The organism is Nocardiopsis deserti, assembly GCF_008638355.1.
Classification (GTDB): domain Bacteria; phylum Actinomycetota; class Actinomycetes; order Streptosporangiales; family Streptosporangiaceae; genus Nocardiopsis; species Nocardiopsis alborubida.
In genome coordinates this window covers 622,041-643,205 of record NZ_VWVS01000001.1, presented here as the reverse complement: position 1 = coordinate 643,205, position 21,165 = coordinate 622,041, and the positions used below count along the sequence as shown (strand labels likewise).

22 protein-coding genes are annotated in these 21,165 nt (G+C 72.5%); 9 read left to right on the top strand and 13 right to left on the bottom strand.

Annotation, left to right across the window (positions count from 1 at the left end):
- Positions 1-73 precede the first annotated feature (73 nt).
- From rpsO to FYW99_RS12500, 4 genes are all read right to left on the bottom strand, one after another.
- Positions 74-343 carry a 30S ribosomal protein S15 gene (gene rpsO / locus FYW99_RS12515; protein WP_013154592.1) on the bottom strand — a complete coding sequence of 90 codons (270 nt, stop codon included), beginning with the start codon at positions 341-343 and terminating at the stop codon, positions 74-76.
- A 260-nt stretch (positions 344-603) separates the two neighbouring features.
- Positions 604-1,551 (bottom strand): bifunctional riboflavin kinase/FAD synthetase, encoded by a 948-nt coding sequence (locus FYW99_RS12510; RefSeq protein WP_150252165.1) that lies wholly within the window; start codon positions 1,549-1,551, stop codon positions 604-606.
- Between the two features lie 167 nt (positions 1,552-1,718).
- On the bottom strand, positions 1,719-2,003 hold the full coding sequence (locus FYW99_RS12505) for a type II toxin-antitoxin system RelE family toxin (RefSeq protein ID WP_150252164.1): 285 nt from the start codon (positions 2,001-2,003) through the stop codon (positions 1,719-1,721).
- Positions 2,000-2,290, bottom strand: coding sequence for a type II toxin-antitoxin system Phd/YefM family antitoxin (locus FYW99_RS12500; protein ID WP_150252163.1), 291 nt, complete (start codon positions 2,288-2,290; stop codon positions 2,000-2,002). The genes FYW99_RS12505 and FYW99_RS12500 overlap by 4 nt, the downstream gene beginning before the upstream one ends.
- Positions 2,291-2,499: 209 nt before the next feature.
- Between FYW99_RS12500 and FYW99_RS12495 the strand changes: the two genes are divergently transcribed.
- Positions 2,500-3,348, top strand: a complete 849-nt coding sequence (locus FYW99_RS12495) for an alpha/beta fold hydrolase (RefSeq protein ID WP_150252162.1) — start codon at positions 2,500-2,502, stop codon at positions 3,346-3,348.
- Positions 3,349-3,368: 20 nt separating this feature from the next.
- Here the strand turns inward: FYW99_RS12495 and truB are convergent, their stop codons facing one another.
- The 7 genes from truB to rimP form a co-directional block, all read right to left on the bottom strand.
- Entirely contained in the window at positions 3,369-4,256 is an 888-nt protein-coding gene (gene truB / locus FYW99_RS12490; protein WP_150252161.1) for a tRNA pseudouridine(55) synthase TruB, read from the bottom strand.
- Between the two features lie 53 nt (positions 4,257-4,309).
- On the bottom strand, positions 4,310-4,753 hold the full coding sequence (rbfA, locus tag FYW99_RS12485) for a 30S ribosome-binding factor RbfA (RefSeq protein WP_061079864.1): 444 nt from the start codon (positions 4,751-4,753) through the stop codon (positions 4,310-4,312).
- Positions 4,754-4,755: 2 nt separating this feature from the next.
- Complete coding sequence (locus FYW99_RS12480; protein ID WP_150252160.1) at positions 4,756-5,052, bottom strand: DUF503 domain-containing protein; 297 nt, start codon at positions 5,050-5,052, stop codon at positions 4,756-4,758.
- Positions 5,053-5,155: 103 nt separating this feature from the next.
- Positions 5,156-8,188, bottom strand: a complete 3,033-nt coding sequence (gene infB, locus FYW99_RS12475; protein ID WP_150252159.1) for a translation initiation factor IF-2 — start codon at positions 8,186-8,188, stop codon at positions 5,156-5,158.
- 212 nt (positions 8,189-8,400) lie between these two features.
- A complete protein-coding gene (locus FYW99_RS12470; RefSeq protein ID WP_082768287.1) occupies positions 8,401-8,724 on the bottom strand; it encodes a YlxR family protein in 324 nt (107 codons plus the stop codon).
- Between the two features lie 13 nt (positions 8,725-8,737).
- Positions 8,738-9,751, bottom strand: coding sequence for a transcription termination factor NusA (gene nusA / locus FYW99_RS12465; protein ID WP_061079868.1), 1,014 nt, complete (start codon positions 9,749-9,751; stop codon positions 8,738-8,740).
- A gap of 24 nt (positions 9,752-9,775) precedes the next feature.
- Positions 9,776-10,258: a ribosome maturation factor RimP gene (gene rimP / locus FYW99_RS12460; protein ID WP_017566203.1), complete on the bottom strand. Its 483-nt coding sequence runs from the start codon at positions 10,256-10,258 to the stop codon at positions 9,776-9,778.
- Between the two features lie 335 nt (positions 10,259-10,593).
- On the opposite strand from rimP, the gene FYW99_RS12455 reads away from it, so the two are divergent.
- Both FYW99_RS12455 and FYW99_RS12450 read left to right on the top strand, forming a co-directional pair.
- Positions 10,594-11,097: a ferritin-like domain-containing protein gene (locus tag FYW99_RS12455; RefSeq protein ID WP_150252158.1), complete on the top strand. Its 504-nt coding sequence runs from the start codon at positions 10,594-10,596 to the stop codon at positions 11,095-11,097.
- A 35-nt stretch (positions 11,098-11,132) separates the two neighbouring features.
- The gene (locus FYW99_RS12450) at positions 11,133-11,585 is read left to right on the top strand and encodes a ferritin-like domain-containing protein (protein WP_150252157.1); all 453 of its coding nucleotides are present in this window, start codon (positions 11,133-11,135) and stop codon (positions 11,583-11,585) included.
- 109 nt (positions 11,586-11,694) lie between these two features.
- Here FYW99_RS12450 and FYW99_RS12445 read toward each other — a convergent pair whose 3' ends face one another.
- On the bottom strand, positions 11,695-13,431 hold the full coding sequence (locus tag FYW99_RS12445; protein WP_150252277.1) for a proline--tRNA ligase: 1,737 nt from the start codon (positions 13,429-13,431) through the stop codon (positions 11,695-11,697).
- A 157-nt stretch (positions 13,432-13,588) separates the two neighbouring features.
- Here FYW99_RS12445 and FYW99_RS12440 point away from each other — a divergent pair, with 157 nt between their 5' ends.
- The 6 genes from FYW99_RS12440 (at position 13,589) to FYW99_RS12415 (ending at position 20,017) form a co-directional block, all read left to right on the top strand.
- Complete coding sequence (locus tag FYW99_RS12440; protein WP_150252156.1) at positions 13,589-14,431, top strand: spermidine synthase; 843 nt, start codon at positions 13,589-13,591, stop codon at positions 14,429-14,431.
- A 445-nt stretch (positions 14,432-14,876) separates the two neighbouring features.
- A complete protein-coding gene (locus FYW99_RS12435; protein WP_150252155.1) occupies positions 14,877-16,097 on the top strand; it encodes a sensor histidine kinase in 1,221 nt (406 codons plus the stop codon).
- Entirely contained in the window at positions 16,094-16,762 is a 669-nt protein-coding gene (locus FYW99_RS12430) for a response regulator (protein WP_150252154.1), read from the top strand. The genes FYW99_RS12435 and FYW99_RS12430 overlap by 4 nt, the downstream gene beginning before the upstream one ends.
- Before the next feature lie 188 nt (positions 16,763-16,950).
- Positions 16,951-18,219: a cytochrome ubiquinol oxidase subunit I gene (locus tag FYW99_RS12425; RefSeq protein ID WP_150252153.1), complete on the top strand. Its 1,269-nt coding sequence runs from the start codon at positions 16,951-16,953 to the stop codon at positions 18,217-18,219.
- 18 nt (positions 18,220-18,237) lie between these two features.
- Complete coding sequence (locus tag FYW99_RS12420; RefSeq protein ID WP_150252152.1) at positions 18,238-19,161, top strand: cytochrome d ubiquinol oxidase subunit II; 924 nt, start codon at positions 18,238-18,240, stop codon at positions 19,159-19,161.
- 514 nt (positions 19,162-19,675) lie between these two features.
- Positions 19,676-20,017, top strand: a complete 342-nt coding sequence (locus FYW99_RS12415) for a hypothetical protein (RefSeq protein WP_150252151.1) — start codon at positions 19,676-19,678, stop codon at positions 20,015-20,017.
- An 854-nt stretch (positions 20,018-20,871) separates the two neighbouring features.
- On the opposite strand, the gene FYW99_RS12410 is transcribed toward FYW99_RS12415, so the two are convergent.
- On the bottom strand, positions 20,872-21,141 hold the full coding sequence (locus tag FYW99_RS12410; RefSeq protein ID WP_061079880.1) for a DUF6406 domain-containing protein: 270 nt from the start codon (positions 21,139-21,141) through the stop codon (positions 20,872-20,874).
- Positions 21,142-21,165 lie beyond the last annotated feature (24 nt).

The window sequence follows — 21,165 nt, the reverse complement described above, 5'->3', positions numbered from 1 at the left end:
GCGGTGTGTGACCACCGTCGCGTCACACCTTACTAACAAAGCGGGAGCGGCCGAAGCCACTCCCGCCGACAACCTAGCGGCGCAGACCCAGGCGCTCGATGAGCGAGCGGTAGCGGGTGATGTCCTGCTTGGCGATGTACTTGAGCAGGCGGCGGCGGCGACCGACCATCAGCAGCAGACCGCGGCGGCTGTGGTGGTCGTGCTTGTGGCCCTTGAGGTGCTCGGTCAGCTCGGTGATGCGGTGCGTGAGCAGCGCGACCTGGACCTCGGGGGAACCGGTGTCACCCTCGCCGGTGGCGTACTCGGCGATGATCTTCTCTTTGGTGGCGGTGTCGATCGACACAACGCTCCTTCGCTAGAAAGTCGGTACGCGGTGTGGAACCCGGTTGCGCGGCCGGGATCAGACGCGGTGACCGCGCGTACGAACAGTCACCGTCGCGTGTGGTGCGCGGCCCGCCGCCGACGGCGTGGGTGCGCCGCGCTCCCCCGGCGGCGGTACGCGCGGAGGCGACCGGCCGTGGGCACACGTGGACAACGATCAGCCTACCGCAGACCGCGAGGTGGCGGACCGCGGCCGGGCGTGGGTCGGGTCTCCCCCGCCCCCTACCCGGCGCGCAGGACCTCGCGGCAGCGGTCGACGTCGCGGCGCATGGCGACGATCAGCTCGTCGATGCTGTCGAAGCGCTCCTGACCGCGGATGTGCACCGTGAAGTCCACCGTCATGCGCAGTCCGTACAGGTCCAGGTCGTCGCGGTCCAGGGCGTAGGCCTCCACCGTGCGCTCGGCGCCGTCGAACGTGGGGTTGCTGCCCACGGAGATGGCGGCGGGCCAGCGCGACTCCTGCCCGGCGACGGGCTCGGAGCGGTGGAGCCAGCCCGCGTAGACGCCGTCACCGGGGACGGCGGTGTCGGGGAGCAGGTCCATGTTGGCGGTGGGGAAGCCCAGCAGCTCGCGGCCGCGCGCGGCGCCGTGCACGACCTCGCCCCCGACCCGGTGCGGGCGGCCCAGCAGCTCGGCGGCCCCGGCCACGTCGCCCTCGGCGAGCAGCCCGCGCACGCGCGTGGAGGTGATGGTGTCGCCGTCCGCGACCAGAGCGACCCCGTCGGCGGTGAAGCCGTACTCGGCGCCCAGCGCGGCCAGCGCGGCGACGTCGCCCGCGGCGCGGTGGCCGAAACGGAAGTCCTCGCCCACGACCACGGCCGCGGCGTGCAGGCGGTCGACCAGGACGCGCTGGACGAACTCCTCCGGGGTCAGGGAGGACAGGTCCTTGGTGAAGGGCAGGACGCACACGGCCTCTGCGCCGTACCCGGCCAGCAGCTCCACCCGCCGCTCCAGGGGGGTGAGCACCGGCGGCGTGGTCCCGCGCAGCACCGTCTGGGGGTGGGGGTCGAAGGTCACCACGGCCACCGGGAGGCCGAGCTCGCGCCCGTGCCCGACCGCGGTCTCCAGGATGGCCTGGTGGCCACGGTGCACCCCGTCGAACACGCCGACCGCCACCACGGAGCGTCCCCATCCGGAGGGCACGCCCTCCAGCCCGTCCCATCGCCGCACGTCCGGCTCCCCTGCTCGTCGCTCCTCGTGGTCCGCGCGGACCCCGCCACGCCCAGCGTGTCCGGGTTCCGCACGAACCAAGGGTGCCACGTCCGCGGGTCCCCCACCGACACAAGGGGCGTGTGGCCCGGCACACGTCGGGCCACCACCCCAGGAGCTCTCGAAGGTCAGCGCCTTCTCGAGTAGTGGTAGGCGTCAGCCCGTCCCCGAATGTCATAGATGACAATGACGTTCTTGTTGTCGTCCACGCCGAACCGGATTCTGTAGGTGGCACGGCGGGCGACCCAGTCCTGACCGTAGGGAGGGTTGAGTCTTTTCCCCACCCTCCGAGGGTTCTCTCTGAGATCTCCCCGGAGCAGCTCCCATGCTGCCGCCGCCACCTTGTCAGGCAACGTCTCGCACAAGGCACGACGCGCGGTACGGGTCAGGACGATCTCGTACTGCTCGCTCACGTCCCTGTCTCCCGGCGCGTCCGTTCGCGCATAAGCTCGGCCATCTCGTCACCGGTGACCACGTCTCCGCGTTCGTACTCCTCCTTCGCCTGGGCCAGGCTCGCCTGCTCTTCCGGACTGTCCAGAAGGGCGAAGGTCTCCGTCATCGACTCGTAGTCGTCCACGGAGATCACCACGGCGCTGGGCCGACCGTTACGGGTGATGGTGACCGCGTCGTGGGTTCTCTCCACCTCGTCGACGATCTTGGACAGGTTGTTCCTGGCCTCGGCCAGCGGAAGCGTTGTCATGGCTTGAATTCTAGCCAACAATATCGTTGGTTGTACACAATTCACGACAGCTCGTTCTCTCTGTGTGATGGCCGGGAGAAGCCGCGTCGTCCGTGAGGAACTGGAGGACGCCGGGCTCCGCCGCGGCTGAGGCCCGGGCGCGCGTCCGGCCGCTCCGCCCGCGGCGGGACCGGGTTGGCACACGTCCGCGGGGCGGTTACCGTGCACCGATGGCGATGATCGACACGGGTACGACCCGACTGGCGTACGACGAGGCCGGTTCCGGTCCCGCGATCGTCTTCGTGCACGCCGGTGTGGCCGACCGGCGCATGTGGGACCACCAGTTCACCGAGTTCGCGAGGACCCACCGGGTGGTCCGCTACGACTGGCGCGGCCACGGCGGCTCAGCCGACCACGAGGGCCCCGCCGACCACCACGAGGACCTGCTGGCCCTCATGGACGCCCTGGAGATCGACCGGGCGACCCTGGTCGGCGCCTCCTTCGGCGGCGCCTACTGCGCGGACGCGGCGCTGGCCGCCCCGGAGCGGGTGGAGGCCCTGGCCCTGGTGTGCCCGGGGATGTCGGGACACGAGTGGCCTGAGGTCTTCGTACGCGAGGCGCGCAAGATGGTGCTGGGCGCCGTCCCCCACGAGCGTCTGGAGGTGTACCGGGCGGGACGCGCCGATCCCGACCCCGGGGACGTGGCAGCGATGGCCGAGGCCCAGGCCCGATTCATGGTGCTGGGTCCCGGGCGGGTGCCCGAGGACGTCTCGCCGGAGGCCTGGGACCTGGTGCTGCTCATGCTGCGCGAGCTGTTCGCCCGTGAGTGGTCCGGGCCGGTCCGCACCACCCGCTGGCCGGAGCGGCCCGCCAACGACCGCCTGGGCGAGATCGCCGTGCCGACGCTGGTGGTGAAGGGGCTGTCGGAGATCGCACAGGTGCGGGAGGTCGCGGACCTGTACGCCGAGGGCGTGCCCGGGGCGCGGCTGCTGGAGATGCCCGACACCGGCCACCTGCCGTCCGTGGAGCGCCCCGGCGAGCTGACCGCGGCCCTCGCCCGGTTCCTCGGAACCGCCTGACCGGGCGGGTCCGCGCGGGGTCAGGCGGGTTCGAAGACCACCACGGGCTTCATGTGGTCCCGGCGGTTCTCCCCCAGGGCGACGACGCGGCCGTCCGGGGCGAAGAGGCCGACCGGGCCGTGCCCGGACCCGTCCGGGTCGATCCGGTTGCCGTGCCGGATCCGCTGCTCCTCGTCCTCGCTCAGGGCGCGCGCGGGGAAGGCCGCGGCGACGGCCTCGGCGAGCGGGACCTGCGTGAACTCCTCGGCCAGCTCGTCCAGCGTGCGCGCCCGGGACAGGTCGTAGGGGCCCACCCTGGTGCGCCGCAGCGCCGTCAGGTGCCCGCCCACGCCCAGGTCGGCGCCCATGTCGCGGGCCAGTGAACGGATGTAGGTGCCGCTGGAGCAGGTGACGGCGGCGTCCACGTCCACGAACCCCCCGTCGGCCTCGGGGATCCGGCGCACGTCGGTGACCGTGAACTCCGCGACGGTGACCGTACGGGCCTTGAGGGCCACCTCCTTGCCCTCACGCGCCGACTTGTAGGCGCGCTTGCCGTCCACCTTGATCGCGCTGACCTGGGGCGGAACCTGTTGGATCTGCCCCGTGAGCCTGTCCACGGCGGCGCGCACGGCCTCCTCGCGGACTCCGGAGGCGTCCGTGCGCACGAGGGGCTCGCCCTCGGCGTCGTCGGTGTTGGTCGTCAGGCCGAGGCGGATCGTGGCCTCGTAGACCTTCTCGGTCAGGGTCAGGTGGCCCAGGAGCTTGGTGCCCTTCTCGATGCCCAGCACCAGGACACCGGTGGCCATCGGGTCCAGGGTGCCCGCGTGGCCGACCCTGCGGGTGCGCGCGAGACCGCGCGTCCTGGCGACCACGTCGTGCGAGGTCCAGTCGGCGGGCTTGTCGACGACCACGACGCCGCTCTCGGCCATGGTGCTCCTCGGGGTGAAGGGCGGCGGCGCGGTCCGCGCCGCCGCCGGGGGTGTTACTCGTCCTCGTCGCGCTCGTCCTCGCGGGGCGCCCGGTAGGGGTCGGCCTCGCCCGCGGGCTGGGCGCCGCTGGCCCTCTCGGCCAGCTCCGCGTCCGACTGGCGCGCCTTGAGCAGCAGTTCCTCGATGTGCTGGGCGTTCTCCTGCACCTCGTCGACGACGAAGGTCAGGCTCGGCGTGTGCCGGATGCCGGTCTGGCGTCCCACCTCGCTGCGGATCACGCCCTTGGCGCTCTCCAGGGCGGCGGCGGAGGCGGCCTTCTCGTCCGGGGTGCCGAACACCGTGTAGTACACCGTGGCGTCCCGCAGGTCGGCGGTGATGCGCGCGTCGGTCACGGTGACGAATCCCAGGCGCGGGTCCTTGATGCGCCGGTCCAGCATCTCGGCGACGATGCGCTGGATGCGGTCGGCGATCTTGCGCGCGCGTGCGGCGTCAACCATCGTCAGTCTTCCTCTTCGTTGAAGAGCCGCTGCCTGGCGGAGAGCAGCTCCAGTTCGGGACGGCCCGCGACGAAGCTCTCGCAGGAGTCCATCAGCTCCCGGGCGTACGCCGCCGTCGGCGCGACCACCGCGACACCGATCTTGGCGCGGCGGTACAGGTCCTGGTCGCCCGCCTCGGAGACCGAGACCGAGAACTTGCGGCGCAGCTCGGCGATGACGGGTCGGACCAGCGAACGCTTCTGTTTGAGCGAGTGGACGTCACCGAGAAGGACGTCCAGGGTCAGCGCCCCAACGTACAAGTGATCACCTGTGGTGTGTGGAGTCGTGTGCCGCTGGCTGCGGCGCGAAACACGGGGCCCCGGCCGCACGGCCGGGGCCCCGTCTGGTCATGCTCCGCGAGGATCAGTCGCGGGGCTTCTCCTGCATCTCGTACGTCTCGATGACGTCCTCGACACGCAGGTCGTTGTAGCCGACACCGATACCGCACTCGAAGCCCTCACGGACCTCGGTCGCGTCGTCCTTGAACCTACGCAGGGAGTCCACGTTGAGGTTCTCGGAGATGACGACCCCGTCGCGGATGAGCCGCGCCTTGGAGTTGCGGCGGATCAGGCCGCTGCGGACGATCGAACCGGCGATGTTGCCGATCCTGGGCACCTTGAAGACCTCGCGGATCTCCGCGCTGCCGAGCTGGACCTCTTCGTAGATCGGCTTGAGCAGACCCTTGACCGCGGCCTCGACCTCGTCGATGGCCTGGTAGATCACCGAGTAGTACCGGATGTCCACGCCCATGCGGTCGGCCAGCTCGCTGTTCTTGCCCTCGGGCCGAACGTTGAAGCCGACGATGATCGCCTCGGCGGAGGCCGCCAGGTTGATGTCGTTCTGCGTGATCGCACCGACACCGCGCCCGATGACCCGGATGCTCACCTCGTCGCCACCGGCGTCGATCTTGAGCAGGGACTCCTCCAGCGCCTCGACGGAACCGGACATGTCGCCCTTGATGAGGAGGAGCAGCTCGGAGCGCTCGCCCTCCTTCAGGGCGTTCTGCCAGTTGTCGAGGGTGACCCGGCGGGCCGAACGCGCCTGCTGGGCGAAGCGCTCGCGCGCCTCACGCTGCTGGGCGATCTGCCGCGCCACCCGGTCGTCCTTGACGACCAGGAAGCTGTCACCGGCGCTGGGAACGTTGGTCAGACCCAGCACCTGCACCGGACGGGACGGCTCGGCACTCTGCACGTTCTGGCCGTGCTCGTCGAGCATGGCGCGGACGCGGCCGAAGGCGTCACCACAGACGATCGAGTCACCGACGTTGAGCGTGCCGCGCTGGACCAGCACCGTGGCCATGGAACCGCGACCGCGGTCCAGGTAGGCCTCGATGGCCAGACCCTGCGCGTCCATCTCCGGGTTGGCCTGGAGATCGAGCGCTGCGTCGGAGGTCAGCACGATCGACTCGAGCAGGGTCTCGATGTTGTCGCCCTTGAGCGCGGAGATGTCCACGAACTGGACGTCGCCGCCGTACTCCTCGGCCACCAGGCCGTACTCGGTGAGCTGCGCGCGGACCCGCTGCGGGTCGGCGCCCTCGACGTCGATCTTGTTGACCGCGACCACGATCGGCACCTCGGCCGCCTTGGCGTGGTCGATGGCCTCGGCCGTCTGCGGCTTGACGCCGTCGTCGGCCGCCACGACCAGCACCGCGATGTCGGTGACCTTCGCACCGCGGGCACGCATGGCGGTGAACGCCTCGTGGCCCGGGGTGTCGATGAAGGTGATCTTGCGCTCTTCGCCGTCCACCTCGGTGGCGACCTGGTAGGCACCGATGTGCTGGGTGATACCGCCGGCCTCGCCGCTGACGACGTTGGTCTTGCGGATGGTGTCCAGCAGTCGGGTCTTACCGTGGTCGACGTGACCCATGACGGTGACCACCGGCGGACGCGGACGCAGGTCCTCCGCGGTGCCCTCGTTCTCGCCGAACTCGATGGAGAAGGACTCCAGCAGCTCGCGGTCCTCGTCCTCCGGGCTGACGACCTCGATCCTGTACTTGAGCTCCTCGCCCAGCAGCATCAGGGTCTCGTCCGGAAGGGACTGGGTCGCGGTGACCATCTCACCCAGGTGCATCATCACCTGGACGAGCGACGCCGGGTTGACGTCGATCTTGTCGCCGAAGTCCGACAGCGAGGCGCCGCGGGACAGACGGATGGTCTGGTCGTTGCCGCTCGGGATCTTGACGCCGCCGAACGACGGGGCCTGGAAGTCGTGGAACTCCTGGCGCCGCTGCTTCTTGGACTTGCGGGCACGTCCGGGACGGCCACCGGGGCGTCCGAACGCACCGGCCGTACCGCCGCCGCGACCGCGGCCACCGCCGCCGGGACGGCCACCGAAGCCACCCGGACGACCGCCGCCACCGACACCGGGACGCGGACCGGTACCCGCGGGGGCTCCCCCGCGACCGCGGCCACCGCCGCCGCCGGGACGACCGCCGCCACCGCCGCGACCGCCACCCGCGGGCGCCGCCGGACGGGACGAGGGCATGTTCATCGGGCTGGGACGCGGACCGCCGGGCCGGGGACCGGGACGCGGGGGACCCGCGGCACCGCCCGGACGCGGAGCGCCCGCTGCGCCGCCGGGACGCGGGGCGCGCTGGTCGCCGCCGCCCTGCGGGCCGGGACGCGGACCCGGACGCGGAGCGCCGCCACCCGGACGGGGAGCGCGCTGGTCGCCGCCGCCCTGCGGGCCGGGACGCGGACCCGGACGCGGAGCGCCGCCACCGGGCCGCGGGGCGGCCGGCTTGGAGCCCATGCCGGAGGCGTTGGACGCGAACGGGTTGTTGCCCGGACGGGGACCGGACGGACGCGGACCGGGACGGGGCCCGCCGCGCTCGGGACGGTCGCCGCCGCGCTGCGGACGCTCGCCGCGCTCGGGGCGGTCGCCGCCGCGCTGCGGACGCTCGGAGCGACCGCCTTCGGCGCGACCACCCTCGGGACGTCCGCCCTCAGGGCGTCCGCCCTCGGGACGGCCAGCGGGGCCGGCCTGGGCACCGGGCTTGGGGGCGCCGCCGGGGCGGGCGCCAGCCTCGCCGCGGGGAGCCTTGGGGCCGGGCTTGGGCGCGTTCACACGCGGAGCGGGCTCGCTCTGCGGGGCAGCCTCGCCCTGCGGGGCGGGCTTGGGCGCGGGAGCCGGCCGGGGGCCGGGCTTGGGCGCCGGACCCGGCTTCGGGGCGGCGCCGCTCTCCGCGGCGGGACGCGGGCCGGGCTTGGGAGCCGAACCCTTGCGACCGCCGTCGGAACCGTTGTTGAAAGCTTCCTGGAGGCGTCGTACGACGGGGGCCTCTATGGTCGAGGACGCCGAACGGACGAATTCACCCATCTCGTTGAGCTTGGCCAGAACGGCCTTGCTCTCTACACCGAACTCCTTGGCGAGTTCATATACCCGGACCTTCGCCACTACTCTCCTTCAGCTTCGGTCCGGGACATGGGCTTGTGCCGGACCGTCGTTAGCTCGAGTTACTCATCGCTGCGTACTCATCAGGCGCTCATCGCAATCTCGACCTGCTTCCTCATCGCTACACAACAATGGGCCGGCTTCTCCGTGCCGACACAGCACTGGACGCCGACCTCGGTCTGTACAACCCAGAAGTCGGCCCAGACATTCCAACCCTATCGGGAACGCTGACCCGATCCGCCACGCGGGGCGGCGTCGATCAGGGCCGCCACGGGTGAGACGTCCCACCCGTTGGCGCCCGCTCCCCTCCGGTAGGCGCGTGACCAGGCCCTGCGGCGTTCGGCGAGCTCGAAGCACCGCCGATCGTGGTGCAGGTAGGCGCCGCGCCCCGGAAGACGACCCCGGGTGTCGGGCGTGATGACCGTGCCCTCGGCCACCAGCCGCACGAGGTCGGACTGGACTGCCCGCGACCGACACCCCACGCACGTACGCACGGGGCGGTCGGGACCGCCATGGGCCACCCTATCGCGTCGAGGCATGCGCGCGACCCGATCAGCCCGTCGCGGCGGTGTCGTCGCCCTCGACTGCGTCCTCCCGGTCCGGTTCCCCCGCGGGCTCGGCGTCGGAGCGGATGTCGATGCGCCAGCCGGTCAGACGCGCGGCCAGACGGGCGTTCTGGCCCTCCTTGCCGATCGCGAGGGACTGCTGGTAGTCGGGCACGACCACGCGGGCGACACGGGAGGCCATGTCGAGGATTTCCACGGAGTTGACCCGCGCCGGGGACAGGGCGTTGGCGACGAACACGGCCGGGTCCTCGGAGTAGTCGACGATGTCGATCTTCTCCCCGTGGAGTTCGGCCATGACGTTGCGGACGCGGCTGCCGAGCGGGCCGATGCAGGCGCCCTTGGCGTTGACCCCGCCGCGGTTGGAGTGGACGGCCATCTTGGTGCGGTGGCCCGCCTCGCGGGCGATGGCCGCGATCTCGACGGTGCCGTCGGCGATCTCGGGGACCTCCAACTCGAAGAGCTTGCGCACCAGGTTGGGGTGCGTGCGCGAGAGGGTGACCGAGGGGCCGCGGTGGCCCTTGCGGACCTGCACGACGTAGGCGCGCAGGCGCTCGCCGTGGGTGTAGGTCTCGGTGGGCACCTGCTCCTGCGGGGGCAGGACCGCCTCGATCCTGCCGAGGTCCACCAGCACGTTGCGGGGGTCCTTGCCCTGCTGGATGATGCCGGAGACGATGTCGTGCTCGCGTCCGGCGAACTCGCCCAGGGTCAGCTCGTCCTCGGCGTCGCGCAGACGCTGGAGGATGACCTGCTTGGCGGTGGAGGTCGCGATGCGGCCGAACCCGGTGGGGGTGCCGTCGAACTCGCCGACGGACTCGCCGTCCTCGTCGGTCTCGGCCACCCACACGGTCACGTGGCCGGTGGAGCGGTTGAGCTCGACGCGGGCCCGCTTCTCGGGGCCCTCCTCGCGGTGGTAGGCGATCAGAAGCGCGTCCTCGATGGCCTTGGCCACGAGTTCGACGGAGATGTCCTTCTCGCGTTCCAGGCTGCGCAGAACGCTCATGTCAATATCCACGGGGCTCCCCCTCTAGTCCGCCGCGTCGGTGTCGGCATCGTGGCGGAATTCCACCTGGACCCTGCCCTTGCCGAGTTCGGCGTGGGTGAAGGTGCGGGGCTGACCCTCGACGTCCAGGGTGACCCCGTCGTCGTCGGCGCCGGTGACGCGCCCGGTGACCTTGCCGCCCTCGGTGAGGGAGGCGATCACCAGGCGGCCTCGGGAGCGGCGCCAGTGCCTCGGCTGGGTCAGCGGGCGGTCCACCCCCGGCGAGGTGACCTCCAGGACGTAGGGCTGCGCGCCCATGACGTCGGAGGAGTCCAGCAGGGTGTTCACCTCCTGGCTGACCTCGCCGACCGTGTCCAGGTCGACCCCGTTGTCGGAGTCCACGACCACGCGCAGCACCCGTCGCTTGCCAGCCGGTGTGAGTTCGACGGCTTCCAGGTCCAGTCCGGCCTCGGCCAGTACCGGCTCCAGCAGCTCGGCGATGCGCTCCTCGCGCGCCTGCGCTCCCATGTGGTCCTGCTCCTCCAACGGCGAAGATCCCGCCCGCGCGGCCGTCGGGCCGGTGTACGGGGCGGTCCAGCTCTGTACGTAGTCTTCGACTTCAGCTGCCCGCCCCCTGGTGCGGGGACGCGGGCCGACCGCGCGTCGCGTGCGACGGCGGTTGTGCTGCAAGGGTATCCACACCCGGAACCCCTCCAGGTCGCCGTCGGTGGCCGGGGCGCGTCGGCGAGTGCCCTCCGGGACGCGCCCACGAGGCGGCGTCCCCCGCGCGGTACGGGACGTGGAAGGATGGGGGGCCGGGGGGCCGCCGCGGAGCGGCCCGCACCGCACGGGAGGGAGAGCGCGTGGGGATCGGCCGTGTCAGCCGTCGCACGGTGCTGGGCGCGACGGCCGCTGTGGGAGCCGTGGGCCTGGCCGGGTGCGGCGGTGCTGAGTGGTACCCCTCCGACGTGACCCCGGACGTGTACGTGCTGCGTGCGGTGGTCCGGGAGAAGGAGCGGATGATCGCGCGCTACGAGGCCGCCGTCGCCGAGGGGACGGGTCGGGTGGAGCTGCTGGAGCGGTTCCTGGAACACCACCTGTCCCACCTGGACGCGCTGCTGGAGTCCCTCCCCGAGGACGCCCCGTCCCCCTCCCCCGAGCCCTCGGGAGACCCCTCCTCCCCCGAGGAGGCCCCCGTTCCGGAGGCGGCGCCGGGGACCGCGGCGCTGCGCGTGCTGGAGGCCGCGGCGACCGGTGCCCGGCTGGACCAGGCGGGCGCCGTCACCGACTCCGCGCTGGCGCAGCTGATCAGCGCGATCGGCGCGTGCGAGGCGGGGCACGCCCACCTGCTGGCCCAGGAGCAGTAGCGGCGCACACCCCCAGACGGAAGGCAGGTAGCAAGGTGAGCGAGAGCCCCGCGTCCACCGGTGAGGAGCCGGACCCCGGCCCCCAGGCGCTGGCCGAGGCGCTGCGCGCCGAACACGCGGCCGTGTACGGGTACGAGTTCATCGGCGGGGCCGCCGAGGACGAGGGCCGCCGCGACCACGCGGGAAGCACCGCCCACGAGCACAAGGCGCTGCGCGACGCGCTGCACGCGGCCGCGGTGGAGCGGGGCGTGGATCCACCGCCCGCGCTGGCCTCCTACCCGGTCGCCGAGGAGTACGGCGACGAGGCCGTCGACACCTACGCCGCGGGGCTGGAGCAGGCGGCCGCGCGCGCCCACCTGTGGCTGACCGCCTCACGGGACACCGACCTGCGGGTGACGGGCGCCCGGGCACTGCAGGAGACGACCGTGCGCATGCTGGAGTGGGGCGGGGCGCTGGACGCCCTGCCCGGCTTCGACGAGGCCGGATAGCCGCTGACGGAACCCTCGGCGTCGCGGGCGGCCGCCGATGCGCGAAGGGCTCCGGGGTGACGGAAAAGGGGGGGAGGGCCCGGGCCCTCCCCCCCTTTTCCGTCACCCGCTACGCGCGGCAGGCGGCGACGGCGCGGTCCACGATCTCGGTCAGGGCGACCTCCTCGCGGTCGCCGGTGGCGCGGTCGCGCAGTTCCACCAGGCCGTCCTTGAGGCCGCGGCCGACGATGACGCCGGTCGGGATGCCCAGGAGTTCGGCGTCGGTGAACTTGACTCCGGGCGAGACCCCCTTGCGGTCGTCCACGAGGACGCGCAGGCCCCTGGCCTCCAGCTCCCGGGCGATCCGCAGCGCCTCCTCGACCTGCTCGCCCTTGCCGGTGCCGACCACGTGCACGTCGGCGGGCGCCACCTCGCGCGGCCAGACGACGCCCTTGTCGTCGTGGGACTGCTCGACGACCGCGGCGACGGCGCGCGAGACGCCGATGCCGTAGGAGCCCATGGTGACCCGCCGGGGCTTGCCGTCGGGACCCAGGGCGTCCACCTGGAAGGCGTCGGTGTACTTGCGGCCCAGCTGGAAGATGTGGCCGATCTCGATGCCGCGCGCGGTGTACAGGGTGCCCCTGCCGTCGGGCGAGGGGTCGCCGTCGCGCACCTCGGCGACGTCGATGGTGCCGTCCGGGACGAAGTCGCGGCCCGCGACCAGGTCGACGACGTGGTGGTCGGCCTCGTCCGCGCCGGTCACCCAGGCGGTGCCGGTGACCACCCGGGGGTCGACCAGGTAGCGGACCTTGTTGTCCAGCAGCGCGCGGGGGCCGATGTAGCCCTTGACCAGGAAGGGGTTGGCCGCGAAGTCGGCCTCCTCCAGGAGGGCGACCTCGGCGGGCTCCAGCGCCGCCTCCAGTCGCTTGAAGTCCACCTCGCGGTCGCCGGGCAGGCCGACGGCGAGCAGCTCCCACTCCTTGGCGCCGGGCGTGCGGGTCTTGACCAGGACGTTCTTGAGGGTGTCGGCCTCGCTGAAGTCGCGGCCCAGCCCGGCGCCGTTGAGGAAGTCCACCAGAGTCTGGATGGTGGCGGTGTCCGGGGTGTGGTGGACCGCGGCCTCGGGCAGCCCCTCGACCGGCAGCGCCTCGGGGGCCGGGACGGCCACGGCCTCGACGTTGGCGGCGTAGTCGGACTCCGTGCTGCGCACGAAGGTGTCCTCGCCGGTCGGGGCGACGGCCAGGAACTCCTCGGAGGCCGATCCGCCCATGGCGCCCGAGGTGGCCGACACGATCACGTACTCCAGGCCCAGCCGGTCGAAGACGCGGATGTAGGCGGCGCGGTGGTCGGCGTAGGACGCGCGCAGGCCCTCGTCGTCGATGTCGAAGGAGTAGGAGTCCTTCATGTGGAACTCGCGGCCGCGCAGCACGCCCGCGCGGGGACGCGCCTCGTCGCGGAACTTCTCCTGGATCTGGTACAGGGTGACCGGGAAGTCCTTGTAGGAGGAGTACTCGCCCTTGACCAGGAGCGTGAACAGCTCCTCGTGGGTGGGGCCGAGCAGGTAGTCGGCGCCCTTGCGGTCCTTGAGGCGGAACAGGGTGTCGCCGTACTCCTCCCAGCGCCCGGTGGCCTCGTAGTACTCGCGGGGCAGCAGCGCGGGCAGGAGCACCTCCTGGGCGCCGATGGCGTCCATCTCCTCGCGCACGATCCGGGAGACGTTCTCCAGGACGATCTTGCCCAGGGGCAGCCAGGTGTAGACGCCGGGGGCGGCACGGCGCACGAACCCGCCGCGGACGAGCAGCTTGTGGCTCGGCACCTCGGCGTCCGCCGGGTCCTCACGCAGGGTGCGCAGGAACAGGGTCGACATCCGCAGTAGCACGGCCACTCCTCGTGGGATACGCAAGGGAACTTGCAATGCCAGGTAGGAGCCTGGCAACGAAACTTGGGATCCCCAGGCTAGCGCCACCCCGGGCACGCTCGCTCGGGCCTGTGCATAGTCTTGGGGCCGACGAACGGAGGCGGAAGTGGGCAGACGCGGCGCGCGGGAGGAACCTGAGGCCGACGGGGACTCGGGCACGGAGCTGCTGGCCGACGCCGACCGGTCCGACTCGTGGTTCCTGGTCGTGGACGGTACGCCCCAGTCCCACGTGAACCTGGCCGACCCCGCGTACCTGGACTTCTCCTACGTGCGCCGCATCGCGCACGCGGCCGACCTCGTGGCGCCGCCGGGGGAGGCCGTGGACGCCCTGCACCTGGGCGCGGGCGCGCTGACGCTGGCCCGCTACGTGGCCCACACCCGTCCCGGTTCCCGGCAGCGCGCGGTGGACGTGGACGCGCCCCTGGTCGAGATGGTGCGCAGGCGGCTGCCCTGGGACCGCAGGGCACAGCTGCGCGTGGGCATCGGCGACGCCCGGGAGTGGATCGCCGCCCGGCACGCCGACAGCGCGGACCTGGTGGTCAGCGACGTGTTCGCGGGTGCGCGCACCCCGGCCCGGCTGACGTCGGTGGAGTTCTACGCCGAACTGGCGCGCGTCCTGCGGCCGTCCGGGACGCTGGTGGTCAACATCGGCGACGGCGGGGGGCTGGCCCACGCCCGGGGCCAGGTGGCGACCGCGCGGACGGCGCTGCCGCACACGGCGCTGTCGGCCGAGCCGGGCGTGCTGCGCGGACGGCGGTTCGGCAACCTGGTCCTGACCGCCTCGCACAGCCCCCTGCCCGTGGAGGAGCTGGGCCGCCGCGCGCACCGGGACCCGGAGATGGCCCGCCTGCTGGAGGGCGAGGAGCTGGACCGCTTCGTCTCGGGCCGGTCCCCCGTGCGCGACGCCGACGCCGTCGACTCCCCGGCCCCGCCGGACGGCGTCTTCTAGCCGGAGAGAGCACCCGGGAAACCCCAGCCGTGTACCCGTAGAGCGCGGGCTGGCGGTGCACCGCAGGGGGGTGGAGCCCTCCGCAAAGGGCAACCACCCACCCGTAGAGCGGACAGCGGCGCTCCGGCCGCAGGGGGTGTCCCTTTTCAGGCGGCCTCAGTCCGTGGGGGGGTTCAAAACCCCCTACGGGTGAACGTGAGCGCGGCCGGAGACCGAAATCACAGTCCCATTAACTTGCTGACCCAGTGACGCTCTACGCCAACCCAGCTGGATCCTCCACCAGCCCGCGCTCTACCGGCGGGTGGTTGCGCACCGCCGAGGGACGCCCTGCCTGCCCCCGCAGACTCCTCCGGAGGCGGGCTACTCCCCGGGGAGTAGCCCGCCTCCGGAAAACCCTCCCCCGGGGTGACGGCCTCCCCGGGGGGACCCCCGTACTGTCGGGGTTGTGGCAGCACTACTCCTCCGCCTTGCGCGTCCCGCGCGCACCGACGCGTGGATCGCCCTGGCCCTGCTCGTTCTGTCCCTGGGCAGCGTCCTGGTCATCGAACTGGTCGACCCGATCCCCGACGACCGCGACCCGTGGCCGTGGGGGTACGCGCTCATCCTCGCCGCGTGCCTGCCGGTCCTGTGGCGGACCTCCCTGCCCCGCCTCACCGCACTCGTCTCGGTCGTCACGGCGACCAGCTACTACCCCCTGGGCTTTCCCGACGGCATGGTCATGCTGTGCACCGCCGTCATGCTCTACACCATGGTGCGCTGGGGATACCGCGCGTTCGGCTGGACGCTGGGCGTCGGCCAGTTCGTGGCCGTCAACGGCTACGAGGTCCTCGTGACCGGGTCCTTCCGGCCCGAGGCGGTCGGCATCATCGGCTGGGTACTCGTCCTGCTGTGCGCGGGCGAGGTCGTGCGCTGGCGGCAGGAGTACCTGCGGGCCGACCGCGAGCGCGAGGCCGAGTCCCTGCGCACCCGGGAGGAGGAGCTGCTGCGCCGGGCCTCCGAGGAGCGCGTCCGGCTGGCCCGGGACGTGCACGACACGGTGGCGCACAACATCTCCCTGATCAACGTGCAGGCGGGCACCGCTCTGTACCTGATGGAGACCGAGCCGCAGCGGGCCGCGGAGGCGTTGGCCACCATCAAGCAGACCAGCAAGGACACGCTGACCGAGCTGCGCGGCATGCTCGGCGTGCTGCGCGCCGTGGACGAGGCCGCGCCCAGGTCTCCGGTCCCCGGGCTGGGCCGCGTGGAGGAGCTGGCCGAGGGCACCCGCCGCGCGGGGATCGACGTGGCCGTGGAGGTCAGCGGTGTGCCCGGGCACCTGCCCGTGAGCACCGAGTCCGCCGCCTACCGCACGGTCCAGGAGGCGCTGACGAACGTGGTCCGCCACTCGGGGGCCTCCTCGGCGCGGGTGGGCATCGAGCACCGCGCGTCCTCACTGGTCGTGGAGGTGACCGACGACGGCGCCGGAACCGTCGGGCCGCCGGTACCGGGCAACGGCATCACCGGGATGCGCGAACGCGCCTCCCTGGTGGGAGGCACGGTGGACGCGGGCCCCCTCCGGGGTGGAGGGTTCCGGGTGCGCGCCCGGCTCCCGCTCGACGGCGCTGGTGCGGACCGCCGGACACCGGCCGCTCCCTCCCCCGACACCGAGGAAACGAGGCCCCGTTGATCCGGGTACTGCTCGCGGACGACCAGGCACTGGTGCGCGCGGGGTTCCGCGCGCTGCTGGACAGCGCTCCCGACATCGAGGTGGTCGCCGAGGCCGCCGACGGCGGGGAGGCCGTCCGCCTGACCCGCGCCGAACGCCCGGACGTGGTCCTCATGGACATCCGCATGCCCGGTGTGGACGGCCTGGCCGCCGCCGGGCTCATCCTGGCCGACCCCGTCCTGGAGGCGACGCGGGTCGTCATCCTCACCACGTTCGACCTGGACGAGTACATCTTCGAGGCGCTGCGCGCGGGGGCCAGCGGGTTCCTGGTCAAGGACACCGAGCCCGGGGACCTGCTGCGGGCGGTGCGGGTGGTGCACGGCGGCGAGGCGCTGCTGTCGCCGGGGATCACCCGACGGCTGATCGCCGACTACGCGCGCCGGCCGCCGAGCGCGCCCGACCCCTCGGTCCGGCTGAACGGGCTCACCGAGCGCGAACGCGAGGTGGTCGCCCTGGTCGGCGGCGGCCTGTCCAACGAGGAGATCGCCGCCCACCTGGTGCTCAGCCCGGCCACCGCCAAGACCCACGTCAGCCGGGCCATGGTCAAGCTGGGGGTGCGCGACCGCGCCCAGCTGGTCGTCATCGCCTACGAGAGCGCCCTGGTCACCCCGAAGTGGAGCCGGTGAGTCCGGGACGCGAGCACCCGAGCCGTCTCGGGGTCGCCTCGGGGTCGTCCCGTACGCCCACCGGAGTACCTCCGCCGCCGCCCTACCCTCGGGGAGGGCGGCGAGGAGTCCCCGCCGGGACGATGTGCCCGCCCCTTCCGCAGTCGGATGCTTGACCGCGTTCCCACCGCCGAACGCGAGGCCCGACGATGTTCGAAGACCCCCTCCTGCTGGCGCGGCTCCAGTTCGCGCTGACCGCCGCCACCCACTACATGTTCGTGGCCCTGACCCTCGGGCTGGCCCCCTACGTCCTCACCACCCAGCTGGTCGCCATCCTGCGCGGCGACCGCTCGCGGATGACCGCCGTGCGGTTCTGGGGCGGCCTGTACCTGGTCAACTACGGGATGGGCATCCTGTCCGGACTGGTGATGGAGCTCCAGCTCGCACTGAACTGGAGCGGTCTGCACTCGGTGTTCGGCTACACCTTCGCCGCTCCCCTGGCGCTGGAGACGATGACCGCGTTCTTCGTCGAGTCCACGTTCCTGGGGCTGTGGATCTTCGGGTGGGACCGCATGGGCCGGTGGGCGCACCTGGCCTGCTTCGCCGTGGTGACCGCGACGGCGTACGCCTCGGCGTGGTGGGTGCTGGTCTCCAACGGCTTCCTGCGCAACCCCGTGGGCTTCGAGATGGTCGACGGGGTGGCGCATCTGACCGACCCCGTCGCGCTGATGACCAACCCGGCGGCCGTGCTGGCCTTCGGTCACATCGTCACCGGCTCCCTGCTGGTCGGCGCCCTGGTCGTCGCCGCGACCAGCGCCTACCACCTCGTCCGGCGCGACGACGCGCACGGCGTCTTCCGGCGCGGCGTCCGCTACGCGACGCTGGTCCTGTGCCTCGTGCCGGTACCCGTGTCGGCCTTCGGCGGGGTGCAGTTCGGGCTGTTCGGCCAGGACCCGCCCACGAGCGGGCTGACCTACACCGCCGAGGAGATCGCGGCGATCGAGGCGGCGAACCCGGGCGGGCCCCTCCTGGACGCGGCCAACACGACCGGCGACCTGGTGATGGTGACGTCGTGGGCGCTGATGTTCCTCCTGGGCCCCCTCATGCTGCTGGCCTGGCCCCTCGGCGGGCTCGACCGCTGGAGGTGGTTCCTCGCCCCGCTCGTGGTGACGCCGTTCCTGCCCTACCTGGCCAGCGTCGGCGGCTGGGTGTACCGGGAGACCAACCGCCAGCCCTGGACGGTCGTGCACCACCTGACCACGGCTGACGCGGTGTCCCCCCTGTCCCCGGCCGCGGCCGCGGCCTCCTTCGGCTTCTTCACCGCGGCCTTCGCGGCCCTGGCCGCCGTCACCTACTGGCTCCTGGTGCGCTACGCGCGGCGCGGCCCCGGGGGCGGCCCGCTGGCCGAGCCGCGCACACGGCCGCCCGAGGACCCCGCGGAGCCCCGTGATCCCGCCGCCCCCGTCCACACGTACTGAGCCCGGAAGGCCGCAGCCATGGACCTCCTCTCCTCCGCACTCCTCGCCCTGCTCGTCGTGGGCTACCTCGTCCTGGCGGGCTCCGACATCGGTCTGGGCATGCTGATGCCGCGCCTGGCGCGCGGCCCCGAGCAGCGCCGCCGCGTGGTCGCCGCCGTCGCCCCCTACTTCCTGGCCTCGGAGGTGTGGCTGGTCGCAGCGGTCGGGGTCCTGGCGGGCCTGTTCCCCGTCCTGGAGCACCACGTGGTCGCCGAGCTGTGGCCCGTGCTCGCCGTCCTGCTGGCCGGGTGGCTGGTCCGAGACGCGGGGCTGTGGCTGCGCGCCCGCGTGGACGGCGACCGCTGGCGGATGGCCTGCGACTGCGCGCTCGTGGCGGGCAGCTGGACCCTGGCCGCCTCGTGGGGCCTGGTGGTGGCGGGCCTGCTCGCGGGCGGTCTCACCGCGAGCCCGTTCACGCCGCTCTGCGCGGCCGCCGTCACGGCGCTGTTCGCGCTGCGCGGCGCGGCCTTCGGGGCCGAGCGGCTGGTCGGTCCGGCCGACTCCGAGAGCGCGGACGTGGCCGCCCGGGACACGCGCCCGCTCGCGCGCCTCGCCCTGGGGGCGGTGGCGCTGGCGGCGGTGGCTGCGGCACTGCCCGGCGATCCGGTCCTGTCCCCCGGGCCCGCGGCCGCGCTGGCCGCGGTGCTGCTGGCGGCCCTGGCGGCGACGAGCGGCCTGGTGGGCCCGATGCTGTCACGGCACACGTCGGCGGTGGCGATCGCCGTCCCCGGTCTGCTGGTGGCGCTGACGGCGCTGGAGCTGCCCTCGGCGCCGATACCCTCCACGACCGCGGTGTTCGTGTGGGCGTCCCTCGGTCCCGTAATTCCGGTCATGTTCGTCGGCCAGGTTTGGCTCTACCGAATGACACGCCGTCCGGCGGTCGCACCGACCTTCTTCGCCTGAACCCGCACGGGACCTCCGCGCAGGTCAGTACGGCCCCCGCGCCCCGCGACGGACGAGGGGAGCCCGCGGGCCCGGCGGCGTCGACGCCCGCCCCGGTTGGGGGCGACGACGAACGGGCACGGTCTCCTGCGGGAAACGCGCCCGTGACGCCCCCTCCCACCGGGGAGGCTCCGGCGTGATCGCGCACGGGTGCTGTCGAGCCCCTTGGAGGGACTGTGACTCACCAGATGACCACAACCCCCGACCTGCGCGGATGCAGCTGCGGTTCGGGCTGCGGCTGCGGCTGTCAGAGCGGCGGCTCCTGCAACTGCGGCGGAGGCTGCGGCTAGCGGGTCCCCGCGTCCAGAAGAATCCTCACTCCCCCCTTCGGCGGGCCGCCCCTCCCCGGGCGGCCCGCTCTCCCCTCCCCCCTTCTTCCCCGCCCCGCCTCCGCGTGTCGCGACAAGGAGCGATACTGGGTATACGCTGTGTTACCACGTGAGGCTGCGTATCCACGTGGTGGGGGAGATCAGCGATGTCGCCGTTCACCAGACCAGCGTCGGGGAGGGGTCACCTCTCCGAGCACGCGAGACTGCTCCAGTGCGTTCTGGGAATCCGGGAGCGCTCGGCGCGTGCGGTCCCCTGGGAACCGGACACGGTCGGCATCCCGACCGCGGGCCCGTCCAACGCCCTGGCCCGGATCAACGACGTCGCCTTCTACGCGAACGCGCGCGACGAGGTGTCCGCCCTGGCCGGTGTCTGCGTGGACCTGCTGCACCTGCACGCCCCCGGCGACGAGGACGGGGACCTCTGCCGGGGGTGCCGCCTGGCCTGGCCGTGTCCCACCTTCACCGAACTCTGCCGCCTGCTCGCCTAGCGGCGGAGCCCGGGCGGCCGACGGACGGGCGGACGCCGTCCGCCGGAGTCGGGGCGCGATCCGACTTCGACGGACGACCGTCCTCACCTGCCGTCCGCTGGCGCCCCACGGTCGAGCCGTCGGGCGCCCTCACCGGGCCAGGCACCTCCGGAGACTAATACTGAAACGCGTTCTAGCGCAAGACCCGAATTTCCGAACACCATCACGGAAACCGGGGAGGACAGGGAGCGCTGGCCCGTGGAACAGGATCTACTCGACGCCGGGCGGAGAGGCTCTGAGGGCGTCGGGGCACCGCTCGGCAGGCACCTGGCAGGAAACGCGTACACGCACCGGAACGGGAGGAGCCGCCCCGCGCGGCGTCGCGCGGGACGCGGGGTCCGGGGAGGGACCTCCCCGCCTACGCGGGGCGGCCAGGCCCAGGGGCGGGGGACAGCCCCTGGGACCGGCCTTGGGGCGGCAGGGCGCAGCGGCCCGTGGACTCTCCGAGAGCGGGGGGACCCTCCCTTTGGCCGCTGCCGGGGCGCGCCCTGCTCCACAGACGTTAACGAGGAACCGGTAACACGAACACCCTCCATCAGATAACCGGAACGTCTCGATTCACACTGGTGAACGCGCCACTCCCATCCGTGACCTGCGCCGATGTGCGTTCCTACCCGGCACTTCACCTCTGGAGCCCCAGGGTTAACACAAGCCACATAGACACCAAAAACCCCGCCGGGCGGCACCCGAAATGAGGGTCCGCGACAAAACCGGGGGCCGGCAATCCCCCATCGGTAAAAGGTTGCAGGGGGTTGCGAACCCCGACCGGAACAAGGAGAGCGAAGGCCCCGGGCGTTCGCCCGGGGCCCCGAGTCTCAACTTATTCGCGTGGCCAGCAGATATGCGGAGGGAGTATCCGCGTCGACAATGTCGGTCACCCTCCACGCCTGTCCGCCGACACTGAACACGTCACCCACCCGGACGTCGATCATGGGCGTGGGCCGCCACTCCTTCGGTCCGCCGATCTTGGCGACCGGCTGGCCGTCGTCACCCACCCAGAAACTGCCCCCGCCCACCGGACCGCCCGCGAATCGGTCGTTCCGTCCATAACTGATCTTCTCTTGCGCACCGACCTCGTGGATCACGGTGAATTTCGTCCCAACCGTCTC